The organism is bacterium, from assembly GCA_016708315.1.
In the GTDB taxonomy this organism is placed as follows: Bacteria; Zixibacteria; MSB-5A5; order CAIYYT01; family CAIYYT01; genus JADJGC01.
Genome location: JADJGC010000005.1, coordinates 76192 through 93669 on the forward strand (window position 1 = coordinate 76192; position 17478 = coordinate 93669).

General features: G+C 51.3%; 17 protein-coding genes. 7 read left to right on the forward strand and 10 right to left on the reverse strand.

The features are described from left to right. Window positions 1–3: 3 nt before the first annotated feature. The gene (locus IPH59_06895; GenBank protein ID MBK7091432.1) at window positions 4–642 is read left to right on the forward strand and encodes a methyltransferase domain-containing protein; all 639 of its coding nucleotides are present in this window, start codon (window positions 4–6) and stop codon (window positions 640–642) included. 138 nt (window positions 643–780) lie between these two features. After that, window positions 781–2163: a beta-lactamase family protein gene (locus tag IPH59_06900; protein MBK7091433.1), complete on the forward strand. Its 1383-nt coding sequence runs from the start codon at window positions 781–783 to the stop codon at window positions 2161–2163. A gap of 14 nt (window positions 2164–2177) precedes the next feature. Here the strand turns inward: IPH59_06900 and IPH59_06905 are convergent, their stop codons facing one another. From IPH59_06905 to IPH59_06920, 4 genes are all read right to left on the reverse strand, one after another. After that, window positions 2178–3563, reverse strand: coding sequence for an MFS transporter (locus IPH59_06905; GenBank protein ID MBK7091434.1), 1386 nt, complete (start codon window positions 3561–3563; stop codon window positions 2178–2180). Between the two features lie 59 nt (window positions 3564–3622). Then, on the reverse strand, window positions 3623–4423 hold the full coding sequence (locus tag IPH59_06910; protein MBK7091435.1) for a response regulator: 801 nt from the start codon (window positions 4421–4423) through the stop codon (window positions 3623–3625). Next, window positions 4404–5627 (reverse strand): histidine kinase, encoded by a 1224-nt coding sequence (locus IPH59_06915; protein MBK7091436.1) that lies wholly within the window; start codon window positions 5625–5627, stop codon window positions 4404–4406. Before IPH59_06915 ends, IPH59_06910 begins: the two co-directional genes overlap by 20 nt. A gap of 152 nt (window positions 5628–5779) precedes the next feature. After that, complete coding sequence (locus IPH59_06920; GenBank protein MBK7091437.1) at window positions 5780–7810, reverse strand: VCBS repeat-containing protein; 2031 nt, start codon at window positions 7808–7810, stop codon at window positions 5780–5782. A 126-nt stretch (window positions 7811–7936) separates the two neighbouring features. On the opposite strand from IPH59_06920, the gene IPH59_06925 reads away from it, so the two are divergent. The 4 genes from IPH59_06925 to IPH59_06940 all read left to right on the forward strand — a co-directional run bounded on the left by IPH59_06925 (window position 7937) and on the right by IPH59_06940 (window position 10062). Further along, window positions 7937–8536, forward strand: a complete 600-nt coding sequence (locus IPH59_06925) for a ferritin family protein (protein MBK7091438.1) — start codon at window positions 7937–7939, stop codon at window positions 8534–8536. 73 nt (window positions 8537–8609) lie between these two features. Then, entirely contained in the window at window positions 8610–8942 is a 333-nt protein-coding gene (locus IPH59_06930) for a multidrug efflux SMR transporter (protein MBK7091439.1), read from the forward strand. After that, window positions 8942–9349 carry a DUF3052 family protein gene (locus tag IPH59_06935; protein ID MBK7091440.1) on the forward strand — a complete coding sequence of 136 codons (408 nt, stop codon included), beginning with the start codon at window positions 8942–8944 and terminating at the stop codon, window positions 9347–9349. Before IPH59_06930 ends, IPH59_06935 begins: the two co-directional genes overlap by 1 nt. A 185-nt stretch (window positions 9350–9534) precedes the next feature. Then, window positions 9535–10062 carry an acyltransferase gene (locus IPH59_06940; GenBank protein ID MBK7091441.1) on the forward strand — a complete coding sequence of 176 codons (528 nt, stop codon included), beginning with the start codon at window positions 9535–9537 and terminating at the stop codon, window positions 10060–10062. 195 nt (window positions 10063–10257) lie between these two features. Here the strand turns inward: IPH59_06940 and IPH59_06945 are convergent, their stop codons facing one another. Next, window positions 10258–11751 carry an OmpA family protein gene (locus IPH59_06945; protein MBK7091442.1) on the reverse strand — a complete coding sequence of 498 codons (1494 nt, stop codon included), beginning with the start codon at window positions 11749–11751 and terminating at the stop codon, window positions 10258–10260. 447 nt (window positions 11752–12198) lie between these two features. On the opposite strand from IPH59_06945, the gene IPH59_06950 reads away from it, so the two are divergent. Next, entirely contained in the window at window positions 12199–12726 is a 528-nt protein-coding gene (locus tag IPH59_06950; protein ID MBK7091443.1) for a cytochrome c family protein, read from the forward strand. A 79-nt stretch (window positions 12727–12805) separates the two neighbouring features. Here the strand turns inward: IPH59_06950 and IPH59_06955 are convergent, their stop codons facing one another. The 5 genes from IPH59_06955 to IPH59_06975 form a co-directional block, all read right to left on the reverse strand. Continuing rightward, complete coding sequence (locus IPH59_06955; GenBank protein ID MBK7091444.1) at window positions 12806–13228, reverse strand: hypothetical protein; 423 nt, start codon at window positions 13226–13228, stop codon at window positions 12806–12808. A 45-nt stretch (window positions 13229–13273) separates the two neighbouring features. Beyond that, the gene (gene recR / locus IPH59_06960) at window positions 13274–13876 is read right to left on the reverse strand and encodes a recombination protein RecR (protein MBK7091445.1); all 603 of its coding nucleotides are present in this window, start codon (window positions 13874–13876) and stop codon (window positions 13274–13276) included. Between the two features lie 67 nt (window positions 13877–13943). Then, window positions 13944–15209 carry an adenosylhomocysteinase gene (locus IPH59_06965; GenBank protein MBK7091446.1) on the reverse strand — a complete coding sequence of 422 codons (1266 nt, stop codon included), beginning with the start codon at window positions 15207–15209 and terminating at the stop codon, window positions 13944–13946. Between the two features lie 77 nt (window positions 15210–15286). Continuing rightward, a complete protein-coding gene (locus IPH59_06970) occupies window positions 15287–16450 on the reverse strand; it encodes a methionine adenosyltransferase (protein ID MBK7091447.1) in 1164 nt (387 codons plus the stop codon). 39 nt (window positions 16451–16489) lie between these two features. After that, window positions 16490–17476, reverse strand: coding sequence for an NTP transferase domain-containing protein (locus IPH59_06975; protein ID MBK7091448.1), 987 nt, complete (start codon window positions 17474–17476; stop codon window positions 16490–16492). Window positions 17477–17478 lie beyond the last annotated feature (2 nt).

A 17478-nucleotide genomic window follows, 5' to 3' on the forward strand; every position in this document is an offset into this window, starting at 1 on the left:
GCAATGAAACAATACTACGCCCGCCGCGCCGACGAGTACGAAGCCATCTATCACAAGCCGGAACGTCAAAGCAATTTGCGTCTGCTTGAATCGCGCATCGCGGAAGTGTTTGCCGGCCGCAAGGTATTGGAGATCGCTTGCGGCACCGGATACTGGACGCAGTTTGCTTCGCGTAGTGCGCTTTCGATCACAGCCACCGATATCAATCCCGAAGTCATCGCCGTCGCCGAAACGAAACAGTATGGCGTCGCGCCAACATTCCTCATTGCAGATGCTTACCGTCCGCAAGAGATCGCCGGCGATTTCGACGCCCTATTATGCGCTTTCTGGTGGTCGCACGTACCGAAACAACAATTGGCGGAGTTCTTGAAGCCACTCAGTCAGAAACTGCCGACCGGTTCTTTGATGGTATTCCTTGATAATCGCTATGTCGAGGGCAGCAGTACGCCTATTGCTCATACCGACGAATCCGGAAATACATTTCAGGATCGCGCGCTCAAAGACGGTACAACTCATCGTGTGTTGAAGAACTTCCCAAGGAGCGAGGAGATCAAGATTGCACTGGCTCGATTCGCCGACGACATTGAAATCACTGAGCTTGAGTATTATTGGCTGGCGAAGTGCCGGTCGACTGGCAAGTAACTGCCTCGACAATTGTCCAAGCTTTCCACCTTGTGCATTTCCCGTTAACAATATTTAACATCAGTACTCTCGTAATCTCGCAACGGTTCGCTGCCAAGGCGCGTAATAGCTATCATATACTCGACCAATGGAGGTTTGATGTTGACTCGCAGTCTGATATGTGCCGCGCTAATGACGCTTGGCTCGTTCGTGATGATAACAGCTAACGGAAACGCACTTCAACTTTCGGAAACGCGTGGCGGGAAGTTGATACAAGATTACATAACCGCGCTTAACTCAGGCGATGAAGCAACCATGCGCGCCTACCTCGAAACCAATGTTGCGCCGGCCGCACTCAAAAATCGGCCGGTCGCACCTCGGCTGGCGATCATGCTCGATCTCCACCAGCGCTGGCAGTCAGCCACTATCAACGAAGTTGCCTCAGCCACCGACACAACAACCACGGCGCTAATCACCACCAAGGCTGGCGACTGGTTTGCCTTTACCATGCTGCATGATCGTAGTGAACCCGCCAAGATGCTGGGAATCCAAATAGAGGATGTCGAACCGCTTTCCACCGTCAAGTTACAACCGTTGACTTCAAAGCAATTGCTGACGGAGGTTGCTGCGGCACTTGATTCTCACAGCAAGGCCGATGACTTTTCAGGAGTTGCGCTCGTCGCTCACAATGGTAAGCCAGTCTTCTTCAAAGCGTATGGATTCGCGGACACAGGTCTCAAGGTCTCAAATAAACTCGACACCAAATTCAATCTCGGCTCGATCAACAAGAAATTCACAGAGATGGGTATCGAGATGCTTATCGCGCAGGGGAAGCTTTCGTACGGCGACACCCTCGGTAAACTTCTTCCCGACTACCCGAACAAAGAAGCCGCCTCGAAAGTAACAGTCGGACATCTATTGCAGATGCAGGGCGGAATTGGCGATTTCTTTGGCGAGGCGTTCGACGCTACACCCAAAGATAAACTGCGTCACAATAACGATTTCATTCCACTCTTTGCCAACGAGAAGCTCCACTTCGAGCCTGGTACCAATTCGGAGTACTCCAACGGCGGATACATTCTGCTCGGTGCAATCATTGAAAAAGCAAGCGGCATGGACTATTACGATTTCATTCGTGCAAACATTTTCGAGCCGGCAGGCATGAGCAATACTGATTGGTTTGAAACCGACAGTCGGACTCCCAATTTGGCAGAAGGATATACTCTCGAAGGAGCCGCTGGCGGCAAGCGCATTTCCAACTTCTACTCGCGCCCTGCCCGTGGAAGTGCTGCCGGCGGTGGTTACTCTACTGCTGAAGACCTCTTGAAGTTTGTCAACGCCGCCGCGGATGGCAAATTCGGCGCTGCAAGTGAACACGCGCGCGGATTGGGGATTGCCGGTGGCGCACCGGGAATCAATGCCGCCTTGGAATCGGATCTCAAGGGCGGATATACGGTCATCGTTTTGTCCAACTATGATCCGCCGTCCGCAGAGAGAATTGCGCGCGAACTGCGGCAGTTGATTTCTCGGGTGACAAACTAATGTAAACGGCGAGATTAGGGTCTTTCCATTTTGCCGCGAGCGAGCGAGGCAAATATGCCCCCGAAGCACATCAACGCAAAGATCGCAAATGCATAGCGGCAACTGACGACAAATCTCTCGGCATTTGCCGCTAGTATCTCTGACGATCCAATGAAAAGCGTCATCGTCACCGTGACGACCGCCATCGAGAACATCATACCGATCTGTCGCATCGCGCTTACCGTGGCGCCGGCAAATCCGTAGTCGTTTCGGCTGACCGAACTCATGATCGCATTTGTGTTTGGTGACGAGAACAAGGCAAACCCGAACCCGAGCAATACCAGACACGCGACGATGTAGACTATCGGCGTGGTCAGACTCACTACTGTCAGCATCAGAAGACCGACACAAATCACCGCCATCCCCCATGATGCCAATGTCCGCGGCTCAATCTTGTCGGACAATCGCCCCGCCAATGGAGAGAAGACAGCCTGAATGATCGGCTGTGCCACGAGAATTGTTCCCGCAGCTTGCGGCATGAGACCACGAACTTTTTGGAGATACAGACTTAGAACAAATCCAACGGCAAATGTCGCCGCATAGTTGATGAGCGCAGCCAAGTTGGAAAACGCAAAAGTCGGATTATCGCGAAACAGCGATACTTCTACCAACGGGCTCGCTGCAACTTGTTCATATTTAACGAAGAAATACAGTGCCGCTACTCCCAGGACAACCAGCACACCGGCAAGATATGATGGCATAGTTGTGAATCCGTACATCGTCAAAAGTAGACCAGTTGCAAGAATTGCCGCACCGCGAATATCAAACTTGGTGCGCTCTTCCGCCAGCCAATCACCTTTGAGGAGAAGTGTCGTCACGGTAAGCAGCAATATACACAACGGCACATTGAGCCAAAAAATGAAACGCCATCCCAGTTGTTGTGTGATGAATCCCCCGACAAAGGGCCCAGTCGACAGTCCGAGATAAACGGCAGCGACTGTCAAGCCAATAGCTTTCCCGCGCTCAGCTGGCGGTACCACCGACATCAGGATCGGCAATCCCGTAGCGAAGATCATCGATGAGGCAAACCCCTGCAGCACCCGGAACAAGATTATCGTTGTTGCTGAAGACGATGTTGCAAGGAGGACAGATGACGCGAGAAGCAGGATCACCCCCGCCGAAAAGATGCGTTTGCGTCCGTAAATATCTCCGAGTCGTCCGAATGGTATCAGAAACGTCGCGGCAGCCAACAGGTACGCGGTGTTTATCCAACCCAATAGCACGGCGCCCATCGTGAACTCTTCTCCAATCGCCGGGAGCGCGACAATTACCGACGCCCCCATAAATGGTCCGATGAATGAGCTTAGCGCGGCTACCAAAATGGCCGCTCGTCGTGCCGTGCGTGGATTCTCCCGTTGCATGAGACGAAATCTACGGAATGCCCGCTTTGAGCGCAAACTGCATTAGTGAGTATTGTAGATCACTTCTGCGACGAAAGATTCTTTAGTTTCATTTGAAGCTGCCGCTTTCGGCTTCTGCTGACGCGAAGAATACTGCCATCCCGCAGCAGCACAGAACAAGCGCCGCTCTCGTCGATACGAAACTCCTTCACGGCACCGACATTGACTATCGTCGTCCGGTGAATGCGAAGAAACTGTGCCGGATTGAGCTTTCGTTCGAAATCGCTGATTGCATAGTACACAAGGTATGACCGAGAATGGCTGTGCAACTCAACGAAGTGATCTACTGACTTGATCCAGTCGATAGCATTTACTTCCAAGGAAGCTGACGCCTTTCCAGTGCGGACAAATACGCGGTGCAGGTAGTCTGCCGCCGGACCACCGGCGACTTGGCTGATACCAGGCGATTCCCAATGCTCGAGCAAATCTCGAAAACGCCTGAAATTCTCTTGAGCACGTCCGGTTGCGTAGTGCTTCCGAACACGTTCAAGTGCTTCATGAAATCGCTCGCGCCTGAATGGCTTGAGCAGGTAATCGAATGCGTGATAGTCAAATGCCTTTACGGCATATTGGTCGTACGCTGTTACAAAGATTACGAGCGGGAATTGCCGCGGAGTGAGTTGCTTCAAGACTTCAAATCCGTCAAAGTGTGGCATCTGAATATCAAGGAACACTAAATCGGGCCTCTCGTTCTGCAACACATTAACCGCTTCGCGTCCGTCGGAACACTCTCCGATAACGACAATATCCTGCTCGTCTCCGAGCAGTCGCAATATCAGTTCGCGTGCCGGTCGTTCGTCATCAATGACGACTGCGCGCAATTGTTTTCTGGTCCCGGTCGCCAAGTGATCTCGCAGTTTGGTGTTTCGTGTATGGAATCGCGATACTTACACTGAAGTGTTCTGAATTCGAATCAACTTTGAACTCATGGTTTGCACCATAATGATATTGAAGCCGCTGAACCGCGTGAGTCAGCCCGATACCATGACCTGTCGGCAGTGCATCCGGTGTGATTTTGCCGACGGGATTGACTACCGAAAAGTGCACGAGCATGCCATCAACTTTGGCACTAATTGTCACGATGTGCTTCTTGTCGTCGCCACCTACGCCATGTTTTATAGCGTTCTCGATCAAGGGCTGCAGAATCATATTTGGAACGGCGGCATCAAGAGCATCTGGATCAATTTGCCAATCTACAGAAAGTTGATCAGGGAACCGCCGCGCCATGACACTGACATAGAGTCTAGAAAACTCCATTTCTTCTTGGAGTGACACTATTTCCGACTGGTCGCGGTCGAGACTGATTCTCAACAGCTCGGCCAAATCCGCCAGTGTGTCGTACGCTTCCGATTTCTTATCACTCAACACCATCGATGAAACAGTGTTGAGCGCATTGAACAGAAAATGCGGCTGCAACTGGTTCTTCAGCCGTTCAAGTTGAGCTTCTGCAAGCTGTGCCTGCAGTTGTGCCGTTAATCTCTCTCGCTCCAGATATCGGTGGTAGTATGCGACGACATGTTCAATCGCGATCACTGCCCAAAATGCAAGAAAGTAATAGGTCGAATGCCGGGAGATTACAAATGCCAGCATCGACTCAAATTGTCCCTCTTGCGGCTGTTGAGACGTCAGCCATAGTATCAATAGCGTGTATGTCACAAGATACAAGCCGGTAGTGACCAATCCACCGGCAAGCAATATGGCCGATCGTTGGACCTGCAATTGCGATTCAATTCGAAATCGCGCACCAAGCCACAAAATCAATGGCGTCAGCAAGCCCCAGGCATACCAAACCGCCGCTTTGACTCCGAAAAGCTCCCACCAAGTGTATGGATAGATTCCCTGCGGGTAGAACCACCAATGAATCGCCGAAGCAGCAGCAATCACTGTCCAGAGTCCAATGTAAGCGAGTATTCTAAACGAAGCCGAAGGGATCAGATTACGATAGAGCTTCAGTGCCTCGACACAGAATACCTTTTGCTGTGTACCGATAGCTGATGCATCACGTGTGGTCATGGAGCGGTTCATTTTACTCATCTTGCTTATTAAATACGTTTCAGCACCAGAAATGCCTAAGGCCATCTTGCTGACGAGGCAATTTCCCGTGGTCAGTCACACAGCACATCAATCTACTGTTCCCCGCGTCATCAACGCAACCGATCACGAAATCTGTAGCCTAATCACGAGCAACTTGCACACGGAGCAGCTCCACCGCCAAAAATGTAGCTAATCAAGTAGACGGCATCCGAAATCGTCACCGAACCGGAGCAGTCCGCATCACCGGCAACGAGTGGCGAAGGCGCGGGTCCTCCTGAGAAAATGTAGCCGATCAAGAGCACCGCATCTGAAATCGTAACACTCGAGGACCCGTCTGCATCTCCGCAGACATAATCACAAGCATCACCAACGCCATTGTTATTGCTATCAGCCTGGCCAGCATTTGCATGATTCGGGCAATTGTCGCAAACATCTCCAACTCCATCACTGTCGACATCAACTTGGTCGAGGTTCGCGGTAGTATCGCAATTGTCGCAGGCATCGCCGAGTCCATCAAGATCGGTATCGATCTGATCGAAGTTGGCAACTGAAGCGCAGTTGTCACAAGCGTCACCAAGCAAGTCTCCATCTGTATCGGTCTGTGCTGAATTCGATACACTTGGGCAGTTGTCAAGACAAGTAACTCCATCCCCATCTGCGTCGGCACACTGTTCCGTGAATTGCAGCACCTGATTGAGGCTGACATTGGTCGTGTCGAACATGATGCCGGATGGCCACTCAATTCTTAATGAATCGAGAATTGCCGCATTTCCAAATCCAAAGTATGCCTCGAGCGCGCTGTGTCCCAAGAACGTATTCTGCGCCGAGATCTCGCGAATCTGCTGAACAGGCGTGCCATTGATTACGGCATAGGCAAACACTTTTGCGCCAATTGCAGCGCGGTTTGAAACTTGCCCTACCAGTTTGATCCGCAGCCAACCATTCGATCCCGCATAGTCATTGCGCAGCAATATTCGCTTATTGGCGCCGGTACCGACGACGAAGATGTCGACATCACCATCGTTATCATAGTCGCCCGAGGTCGCACCAGTCGATTGTTCGTTGGTGTTAACATGATCACCGGTCGTCTCTGCCGTAAACGTACCATCACCGTTATTGCGGTAATAGGAATTCGATCCGATGTTCGCTACAAAGCAATCGATGTCGCCGTCATTATCAAAATCCTGCCAGACCGCTGAAAGGGATACCTTTTCATCCTCAACAATCGGACCGAAGGTCTGTTCGACATACGTGCCGCCTTCGTTCTTATAGAGATCGTTTGCACGCGCCGTTGGATTGGATCCGCCCCAATTGGTGCGATAGGCATCAAGGTCACCATCGTTTTCGATGTCGATCCAGTTCCAAACCTGGCCGTCGCCTAAGTCGGTAGCGATTGGAGCAACAGTTATGCGCTCAAATCCAGGCACACCACTTTCGACCAATCGATTCTTGTAAAGATCATCCAATCCGGGTGTTGCGATGGCCGGGCCGCTGCCAATGAACAAATCCAGATCGCCATCGAGATCATAGTCCGACCAGTTCCCGGAAGTGTATGGATTCAGTCCAGTCACGATCACTCCTGTATCTACGACGCTGAAGTGATAATTTGGCGCCCCGCCATTACGCAGCATGCGGTTTGAACGTTGTGTTCCTCCAACAAAACCGGTGGGAAATGTAATCACCAAATCGACATCACCGTCATTGTCGTAATCGCCCCATGCCGGGCTCCAACCGCGCATATCGGTCGTCCCCATGTCGGCATTGGGAATCCGTGTAAAGGAGAACGACCCGTTGTTACGATAGAGTGCGCCATTGTTGGTACCTGCCAGAAAGCAATCGAGATCGCCGTCATTGTCGTAGTCTGCCCAGGTAGTTCCCAATGCCAGCAAATTCTCCATATTGATGGCCGTTCCGGTGATCCGCACGAAATTCCCGCCACCCGTGTTGCGATATAATTTTGTTCTGTTTGGGTCAACTACTATGAGGTCGAGAAGACCATCATTGTCCATATCGACAAACGCAGTTCCGGTATACGTGGTTACTGTTGTGTCTCCTACTACCGGGTTAGCCGTATTCGTTATTCGCGTGAACGTTGTCTGTGCACGAGCCCCCGAGAACAGCGTCGCAATTGCGATGGCGGCTGACAGAATCAGAGTTAGCGATGAACGGTTCATATTCGTTTCTCCTTGTAAGTTGATGCTTTAGCGCTTACTACGAGATTACTGCGCCATCGTCCAAGAGCACTGCGCGAATGGCACGAATTTATTCGCCAACGGTCGAACACGAGTGAGAAATGGCGCTTGATTAGCGATAACAGTATCCGTATTTTCATGTTTGACACTGCGACCGACGACCAAGATTTGCCGGCAAATGCCAAGGAGATTGAAATGCAGAACGATTCAAAAGTATTAGCCGAAGCTCTGCGTCAAGCCGCTATGGCGGAACGTGAAGGGCACAGTTTCTACATGATGGCGGCTCACGACACACAGGATCCCAAAGGTAAAATCGTGTTCGAACTCCTGGCGCGTGAAGAGATGGATCACCTGCATTTTCTCAAAGAACATTATGATGCTGTAGTCACTACCGGCAAACTAAGTCCAACAGCGCACCTCGGAACTCGAACAGACCTTGGCCTCAGCTCTCCAATCTTCACTGACAGCATCAAGTCACGCATCCGCGAAGCTCACTTTGAGATGACAGCGCTTGCAGTCGGCATTCAGCTCGAACGCGACGCCACTGCTTTCTATCAAAAGCACGCCGCCGAGTCGCACGACCCCGATGCTCGGAAATTGTTCACCGAACTTGCCCAATGGGAATCGGGACACTACCAGGCGTTACTCAAGCAACAGGAAGAACTTAAGTCCGAATACTGGTCCGGCGCTGGATTCTCGCCGTTCTAAACCTCCCCCACTCTCCAGATTCAGCTTGCTAAAGAGGGCATCTTCTCTACATCATGGAGTAGGAGGATAGATAATGGCATGGTTCTACCTTGTCATCGCCGGAGTTACTGAAATCGCTTGGGCGATTGGCTTGAAATATACAGATGGCTTCAGTCGACTGTGGCACAGCGCAGGGACAATCGCGGGCATGATTTTGAGCTTCTTTCTGCTTTCGCAGGCATTGAAGTCGATTCCTGTTGGAGTGGGATACGCAATTTGGACCGGCATTGGCGCCGCCGGTACATCGACTCTCGGCATAGCACGGCTCGGTGAATCCCGCGAATTCGGCAAGATCGTTTGCATTGCTCTGATCGTCGCCGGCATTATCGGGCTGAAACTCTTCTCGCAACAACCGGAGGCAAGCTAATGACCGCAGGATACTCTGCCACACCGCTTCTTCAGAAGCTGGGAATCAAGGAAAAAGCCAAGGTTCGTTTCATCAATGAACCTGCTCACCTTGCCGAATTACTCGGTCCATTGCCGAAAGGAGTGACATTGGTCGAGTCACGCGCTTCAGGTGTTGACTACGTTCACTGTTTCGTGACCCAAAAACCGCGACTGGCCGCCTTGCTCCCCGGTCTGATGAACAAAATGGCTCGCGATGGAATGATCTGGATATCATGGCCCAAGAAATCTTCGAAGGTCCAGACTGACATAACTGAAGACACAATTCGTGAAGTTGCTTTGCCGCTTGGTCTGGTCGACGTCAAGGTCTGCGCCGTTGACGAAACTTGGTCGGGGCTGAAGCTCGTCATTCGCAGCGAAATCCGATAAACTCGCCCATTATACCGACTATCCATCTTTGCTCAAGCAGTGCAAGAATCTGGTGAGAATCCGATACTATTCGTGTGCCTTAGTTTTATGTTGCCGACGGGCGACGCCGATGCAATTTTCAAGATCGCTGTTACTAAGACACGATTGGCTACACGAAACGAACGGATTCAATCGCTGTGATTTCAATGCAGATTCGCAAAGCTCTCGGATATCTCCGAGGTCTTTTGCTTAGACGGCGCGTCAACGCCCTTGGCCGCTTCAAGGTCTATGGCAAAGTGAAGATCAAGCACCCAGTTGGCCGAATCACGATTGGCCCTCGCGTTACATTGCATCCCGATGTTATTTTCGACTTTGAGGCAGCCCCTCAAGGCACCACGCCGGAAATTGCCATCGGCGAACGCACCGCCATCGGCGATCGCACTGAAATCCACTGCGGACACAAAGTCACAATAGGTAGTCAGGTGGCAATCTCGTGGGACGTTATCTTCCTTGAGAGCGACTATCACTCGATCGGTGGGGGCGAAGGCGTCCCTCGTCCCATCATCATTGAAGATGGTGTTTGGATCGGTACTCGCTGCATAATCCTCAAGGGTGTGACGATCGGCAAGAATTCCGTCATCGGCGCCGGTTCGGTCGTCACCAAGTCAATCCCTGCCAATTCCATCGCCGCCGGCAACCCCGCCAGGGTGATCCGAACGATCGAAACACCATAGCACTGAGATTCACGCAACTTCAGGAATTTCATCTCGACCATTTTCAAATGAAAGATAACTGGTCAGTTCGTAACTGAATTTGGACTCCGAAAACCACTCTGACCCCAAAATCAAAAGCGCCCCGGCGAGGCCGGGACGCTTTCTTATTTGCAGTGACGGCAGAAATTGTCCTGCCGTCAGAATGTACTAATCGACTTAGTCGTTCAGGCGTACCAGTTCGACGCGACGGTTCTGGGCGCGACCCTCAGCCGTAGCATTGTCATACTTCGGCTTGGTCGATCCATAACCCTTTGCGGTCAAGCGGGACGCTTCGATTCCGTTGCTGATCAGGTTTTCGCGAACGGCTTCGGCGCGGCGCTGAGCCAGCGTGTCGTTCCATTCGGCTTTGCCGGAAGAATCGGTGTGACCCTGAACTTCAAGCTGAACGTGCGGGAACGCCGCAAGGGACTTGGCAACTTCCGCAAGTGCCGTCTTGGCCTTTTCGGTAAGGGTCCAAGTATTCACTACGAACTGAACCTCTCTCAAGATTAGTTCGCGTTCCGGATAGGCGAAGTCCTTCGGACAACCGTCGGCATTGACAGCGAGTCCAGCCGGGGTACCCGGGCACTTGTCGCAACCGTCGCAAACGCCGTCGTTGTCGGAATCAAGCGGGCAGCCGTTGGCATCTACCTTACAGCAAACCGGTGTATCCGGGCACTTGTCGCGGCAATCCCAAACGCCGTCTTTGTCGCTATCGAGCGGGCAACCGTCGGCGTCAACTTTGCAGTCAGCCGGTGTATCCGGGCACTTGTCGCAACCATCCCAGACGCCGTCTTTGTCGGTGTCAAGCGGGCAGCCGTTCAAATCGACCGTAGCGCACTTCGGAGTATCCGGGCACTTGTCGCGGCCGTCGCAAACGCCGTCACCGTCGGTATCGATCGGGCAACCGTTTTCGTCAACCACGCACTTGGCCGGTGTATCCGGGCACTTGTCGTCGTCGTTGCAAACGCCGTCTTTGTCGTCGTCCTTGCACTTGCCGAAATAGGCAGTAGCAAGAAGGCCGCCTTCGAGAAGGCCGCTGTGGATGTCGAGTGCGTCTTTGTAACCTTCACGTGCTTCGTTGTCCTTGAAATTCGACAACACGTCTGAGAAGATGTGGTAACGCAGCGCTCCGCCCACGGAGAAATTGTTGATCAGGAAGTATTCAACGCCGCCGCCGATCATCATCGCGAAACGCTGATCCTTGAGATCAAAGGTATTACCATTCAGATCGGTAACCTTGACGACATCATCGCCCTGCTTTACTGACCAATATCCAATACCGATACCTGCAGTCAGGAACAGATTCCACTTGTCGTCTGGGGTGGCATTAAAGGTCGGTCCAAGTTCGAGAATGTAGTTATAGAGCTTGGCGCCAAATTCGCCTTCAGCCGGTTCACGATAAATCGGAAGCCCGCCATCGTTGACATCAAGAACGGCTTCGCCGGTTCTACCATAGGTTCCGGTAAGCCCAATCGCCCAATTCTTGTGAACGACGAATTTCGCTTCGCCGCCATGCATCGTCTTCAGACTCCACGGATCCTTCATAACAGTGTGGAATCCAAAGCGATAGCCAAGACCAAGTCTTCCGGTCTGATCGTAAGCCATTGCTGGAACTGCACACCCGATAATCAGGGCGAGCAGTGTGAACAAAATTATTGCTTTTCGCAAGGTGAGTACCTCCCAAATTAGGTTTAATTCAAAAGTCCCGGAAGAGACAGTCTCAACTTATCCCTCCATGGAAAGTCAATTCTCCAACTCAAAAACCACGGGCATGAGATACCCGTCCAAAATTAAGGCAAAACCTACGTTTTCCTCAAATCGAAATCAACTAAAAAGATAACTTAAACACGGCCAGCAAAATCACGATATGTAGACTAATTCTGTGTAGTTTGTGAATTTTTTATCTTGCAGACGCTATTTTCCGACGAAATTGTCGGAAAAATCCATCCAAGCAACATGTTTAATTCCAATGAGTTACAGAAAATCGACTCAAAGGCTTCTCTTTTAGTAGTTTATTCCCTTGACAACGTAAATATGGTGAATATCTTCGTCGATAACGAAGATTGAATGTATAATGATTAAGATGATCATATAAACATCTTGAGGAGGATACAAATGAACAAAAAATTGACAGTGTTGGCGATAATGATCGTCGCCGCATTCGCATTGATGCTGAATGGACTGATGGCACAGGATTCCGCCAAGGTCGACACCCCGAAGGCCGATGCTAAGAAGTTTGATTATGTTGGCGATGCCAAGTGCAAGATGTGCCACAAGATCGAGCATACTTCATGGCTGACAACAGCCCATGCCAAGGCCTGGGATGTTCTTAAGCCCGAAGAGCAGAAGAAGGAAGAATGCGTTGCCTGTCACTCTACCGGCAAAGGCGCTGATGGCGTGCTGATTACCGGCGTTGGCTGCGAATCCTGCCACGGCCCGGGTTCGGTTTACAAGTCACAGAAGATCATGAAGGACAAGGCCCTCTCGTTGGCCAGTGGCCTGATTGAGCCGAAGAAGGAAGTCTGCGTTAAGTGCCACAATGAGAAATCACCGACCTTCAAAGGTTTTGATTTTGACAAGGCAGTCAAGAACCCGAAGGGTATCCACGAGAAGACCCCGGCGAAAGACGCGACCAAGGGTTAACTGAGTCGATCATTCACAGTCGCGAGACTGCGATTCCAGATAGAAGGCAGGTGACGTTTGTTACCTGCCTCTTCTTTTGCTATTGAGTCAATTGAACAATGTTCGAGATTGGCGAGGTGTTCGTTGCTTCATCGGAAACTTTGAGCGCAAAATATCTAGGCAGTGTGAAAGTGTGGACAATCGCTGCTTGCTCATGCGTTCCGTTTACCGACGGCAGCGGCTCGCCTTGAACCTGAATTGCCCCGCCCCAGTTGAGAATTGTGCTTGAATCGCCAGCCGAGCGCAAGTCATAGTAACGCGCCTTCCCATCTACCCCATCATCGCCAGATGCTGTCCACGAGAAGTATACCATTCCCGATAGAACACTATCGAGACTCAAGTCGGATACTCGTGCTGGACGTGTAGTATCCGTAGGTCGAAGCGGATCGTTGTGGCAGGAAATAGTCATGATTGCGACTATTGCGGCGAATATCAAGAGCTTAACTGTATTACAATTTCTCATCCTAATTAATGCCTGGGTGATCGTAACCCGGTCGCACCGCATTTGCTAGAAATCGACGCGCCCTTCAAGAGCCTTGGCGAGGGTCTGACTGTCGGCAAATTGAAGATCCGTACCCATAGGTAATCCGCGTGCGATTCGAGTTACCTTGATTCCCAGCGGGTGTATCAACTTGGCGACATATATGGCAGTTGCTTCGCCTTCGGTGTTTGGACTGGTAGCAAGTATAACTTCCGAGATCGTGCCCTGCATTCTGGTCAAAAGCTGGCGAATCTTGAGGTCATCAGGGCCGATACCGTCCAGCGGGGATAGCACGCCGCCAAGAACGTGATAGACTCCCTTGTATGCTTCACCCCTTTCCAACGCAATCAGGTCGCCTGCCTCTTCAACAACACAGACACGAGTCTGATCGCGGTGAGTATCAGTGCAGATTCGACATGGGTCGCTGTCGGTGAGGTTACAGCAAACCGAACACTCCTTGACCTTGATCTTGACATCGGTGATCAGACGAGCCAAATCATCCGAGTCTTCTTTTGGCAATTTCAGAATATAGAACGCAAGCCTCTGCGCTGATTTGCGGCCGATACCGGGCATGCGTGAAAGGCGGTTGACCAGTTTTTCGAGAGTCTCAGAGGACGCAGACGGTTTCATGATATTCCGGTTCAACACTGACAAGGTAGGACAGACATTGCTGTCTGTCCTACTCCATCAATTGATCTTAGGTACCCATTTCCCAACTGGCGAGATATTTCTTCTGCTCTTCAGTCAGTCTGTCAATCGGCACGCCCATCGACTTGAGCTTCAGTGCCGCAACCTGCTGATCGAGCTTCTTTGGCAGAGATAGAACTACCTTACCCAGCTTCTTGTAGTTCTTGCAAATGTATTCAGCAGCCAGCGCCTGGTTGGCAAATGACATATCCATCACCATCGCCGGATGCCCTTCGGCAGCCGCGAGATTGATCAGTCGGCCCTCGCCAAGAATGTTGATCTTGCGTCCAGACTTCAGCGTGAACTCCTCAACGAGGTTGCGCACCATGCGGCGTTTCTTCGACATCTTAGCGAGTCCGTCAAGATCAAGCTCGACGTTGAAGTGACCGCTATTAGCTACGATCGCGCCGTTTTTCATCTTAGCAAAATGCTCCGGTCGAATCACATGAATATTGCCGGTCAAGGTTACAAAGATATCTCCCAGTGGCGCAGCCTGTGACATCGGCATGACACGGAATCCATCCATCACCGCTTCAATCGCTTTGATCTCATCAATTTCGGTAACGATAACATCAGCGCCGAGGCCTTTGGCGCGCATCGCAACTCCGCGACCGCACCAGCCATAACCGGCAACAACAACTCTGGCGCCGGCAATCAGGAAATTGGTGGCGCGGATAATACCGTCCAAAGTGGACTGGCCAGTGCCATAGCGATTATCGAATAGATGCTTGGTCTGAGAGTCATTCACTGCAACTATCGGATACTGCAGTACTTTCTTCTCGGCCATGGCACGCAAGCGAATCACACCCGTAGTCGTTTCTTCTGTGCCGCCGATGACGCCCTTAAGCAAAGCGCGGCGATCCGAGTGCAGAACACTAACCAGATCGGCGCCGTCGTCCATCGTCATGTGCGGCGACTGGTCAAGCGACGCATTGATATGCTTGTAATAGCCCTTCTTGTCGATACCGCAGATGGCGTAGACGCTGATGCCGTGGTCTTTCACCAAGTTTGCGGCTACGTCATCTTGAGTCGAAAGCGGATTAGAAGCACACAGGCTTATTTGCGCACCGCCGGTTTTGAGAACGCGCATCAAATTCGCTGTTTCCGTTGTGACATGCAGACAAGCGGCCAGCTTCATGCCCTTCAGCGGCTTTTCCTTCTTGAAACGCTCTTCAATCAGCTTGCAAACCGGCATGAAGTTGGACGCCCACTCGATGCGGCGGCGACCTTCATCTGCCAGTTTGAGATCTTTGACATCGTATTTCTTCAATTTCATCTCCTCGTGTATTGTTAAGATCGCTCAACTCTCAAACCCTTTTTTCGAGGCTTGGAGCTCTTGCGACTGCAATTTACTTACGCGTCTTTCTTAAGTGCCGCAGCTTTATCAGTCTTCTCCCAGGTGAACTCTGGTTCTGTTCGCCCGAAGTGCCCGTACGCTGCAGTCATTCGATAAATCGGCCGACGTAGCTGCAGCATGTCGATAATCCCCTGCGGTGTCAGTGCAAAATGCTTGCGAATCAGCTCGATCAAACGATCATCGGAGACTTCCGAAGTCTTATCTGTGAAGACCATGATCGATACCGGTTCTGCAACACCAATCGCATAAGCCAACTGCACCGTGCACTTGCGGGCGATACCGGAGGCTACAATGTTCTTGGCAATGTATCGTGCCATGTATGCCGCCGAGCGATCGACCTTGGTCGGATCCTTGCCCGAGAACGCGCCGCCGCCATGTGAAGCCATGCCTCCGTACGTATCGACGATAATCTTTCGACCGGTCATACCGGTATCGGACTGAGGACCGCCAATGACAAACTTACCTGTTGGATTGACATAGAGCTTGGTCTTGTCATCGATCATTTCCTTGGGAACAACGGTGCGGACCACAGCATCAATGATCTCGTTGCGGGATTTGTCTGTGATTTTCTTGCCGGTCGAGTCAAGGATTGACTCATCATGCTGCGACGACACAACTATCGCCTCACAACGAGCCGGTTTGCCATTGTCATATTCGATTGTTACTTGCGATTTTCCATCCGGTCCGAGATACGGCAGCGAGCTGTTCTTACGGACTTCAGCCAATTTCCGGCTGATCTTGTGGGAAAGCATAATCGGCAACGGCATCAGTTCGGGGGTCTCGTCGCAGGCAAACCCGGTCATCAGACCCTGATCTCCGGCGCCGCCAATATCGACACCTTGTGCAATATCGGGCGATTGCGAACCGATGGCATTCAGGATCGCGCAAGAATCATAGGAAAACCCGTATGACGGTTTGGTGTAGCCAATCTCTTTGATGATTTTGCGCACCAATCGTTGAATGTCCACGAATCCTGTTGTAGTGATTTCACCGCCGACGACAACCAAACCTACCGTTACAAATGTCTCGCAAGCCACGCGGCTCTTCGGATCTTGCGCAAGCAGGTCATCGAGAACGCCGTCAGAGATCTGGTCCGAGAGCTTATCTGGATGCCCTTCGGTGACCGATTCCGACGTAAAAAGGAATCTGTTTGTACTCATGCTCCATTCCTCTATTTGTGATGTCGCCGAAACGACCGATTAGTTTGCTGGGTTGGTTTTGCCGGCTACAGCCGATTGATCGCCGAGATTGAATACTCCTGAGATTGACTTCAAACTCACGTTACTGCCAATCATGGAGTTGTTTATTACCGACCATTCGACGCTGACACTTTCGGCAAGAATTGAATCTTTGATTGTCGAATTGCTGATAGTGCAACCCTTGCCAATCGAAACATACGGTCCGATTGTCGATTTCGTTATGACCGCGTCTTCTGCAATGAACACCGGCGGAATAATCGTGCTGCCAGCGCGTTCTGCGCTTGCCTGCTGGCGGTCAAGTATGAATCGATTCGTCTCAAGCATAGTCTCTTTTCGACCACAGTCGTACCAGCCGAGAGTTGGAAATGTGTGCAATGCCGATCCTTTTTTCAAGAGCAAATCGAAGGCGTCGGTCAATTGAATCTCTCCGTGAGTTCTAATCCCCCGGTCGATAATTTCGGTCGTACACTGGTGAAACGCTTTCACATCGCGAATATAGTATACACCGACCACTGCCAGATTTGTCGGCGGATTCTGAGGCTTCTCCACCAGTCGGACGATCCGATCACCGTCTGTTTCAACGACTCCAAACGCTCGAGGATTGGCAACCTCTTTCACAGCCAAACAATTGCGCCCAGTGCCAATCATCTTCTTCCAGTCGATCTCAACTATAGTGTCGCCCAGGATTATAAGTACGTCTTCTTCTGTTGAAACGAGCCCGATATGAACAGCATACCCCAACCCGTAAAGCGTGCGCTGCTCGACGAAGGTAGTCTTGATCGTATAAGTGTCACGAACAAATTTTTCGATCTTATGACCTTGCGGGCCGGTAACAAAAATCAACTCGCTGATATCGAGATCAATGATCTGATCAATGATATGTCCGAGTATCGGTTTGCCGGCAATTTGGAGAAGCGCTTTGGGTGTTGTAAATGTGTGCGGGCGCAGGCGCGTGCCCTCGCCGGCGACGGGAATTATGACCTTCAATG

Coding starts and splice junctions, on each gene's coding strand:
- IPH59_06940 (MBK7091441.1), top strand. CDS start 9,535: ATGCAGATTCGCAAAGCTCTCGGATATCTCCGAGGTCTTTTGCTTAGA.
- IPH59_06915 (MBK7091436.1), bottom strand. CDS start 5,627: ATGAACCGCTCCATGACCACACGTGATGCATCAGCTATCGGTACACAG.
- IPH59_06955 (MBK7091444.1), bottom strand. CDS start 13,228: ATGAGAAATTGTAATACAGTTAAGCTCTTGATATTCGCCGCAATAGTC.
- IPH59_06895 (MBK7091432.1), top strand. CDS start 4: ATGAAACAATACTACGCCCGCCGCGCCGACGAGTACGAAGCCATCTAT.
- IPH59_06930 (MBK7091439.1), top strand. CDS start 8,610: ATGGCATGGTTCTACCTTGTCATCGCCGGAGTTACTGAAATCGCTTGG.
- IPH59_06935 (MBK7091440.1), top strand. CDS start 8,942: ATGACCGCAGGATACTCTGCCACACCGCTTCTTCAGAAGCTGGGAATC.
- IPH59_06900 (MBK7091433.1), top strand. CDS start 781: ATGTTGACTCGCAGTCTGATATGTGCCGCGCTAATGACGCTTGGCTCG.
- IPH59_06965 (MBK7091446.1), bottom strand. CDS start 15,209: ATGAAATTGAAGAAATACGATGTCAAAGATCTCAAACTGGCAGATGAA.
- IPH59_06970 (MBK7091447.1), bottom strand. CDS start 16,450: ATGAGTACAAACAGATTCCTTTTTACGTCGGAATCGGTCACCGAAGGG.
- recR (MBK7091445.1), bottom strand. CDS start 13,876: ATGAAACCGTCTGCGTCCTCTGAGACTCTCGAAAAACTGGTCAACCGC.
- IPH59_06920 (MBK7091437.1), bottom strand. CDS start 7,810: ATGAACCGTTCATCGCTAACTCTGATTCTGTCAGCCGCCATCGCAATT.
- IPH59_06905 (MBK7091434.1), bottom strand. CDS start 3,563: ATGCAACGGGAGAATCCACGCACGGCACGACGAGCGGCCATTTTGGTA.
- IPH59_06950 (MBK7091443.1), top strand. CDS start 12,199: ATGAACAAAAAATTGACAGTGTTGGCGATAATGATCGTCGCCGCATTC.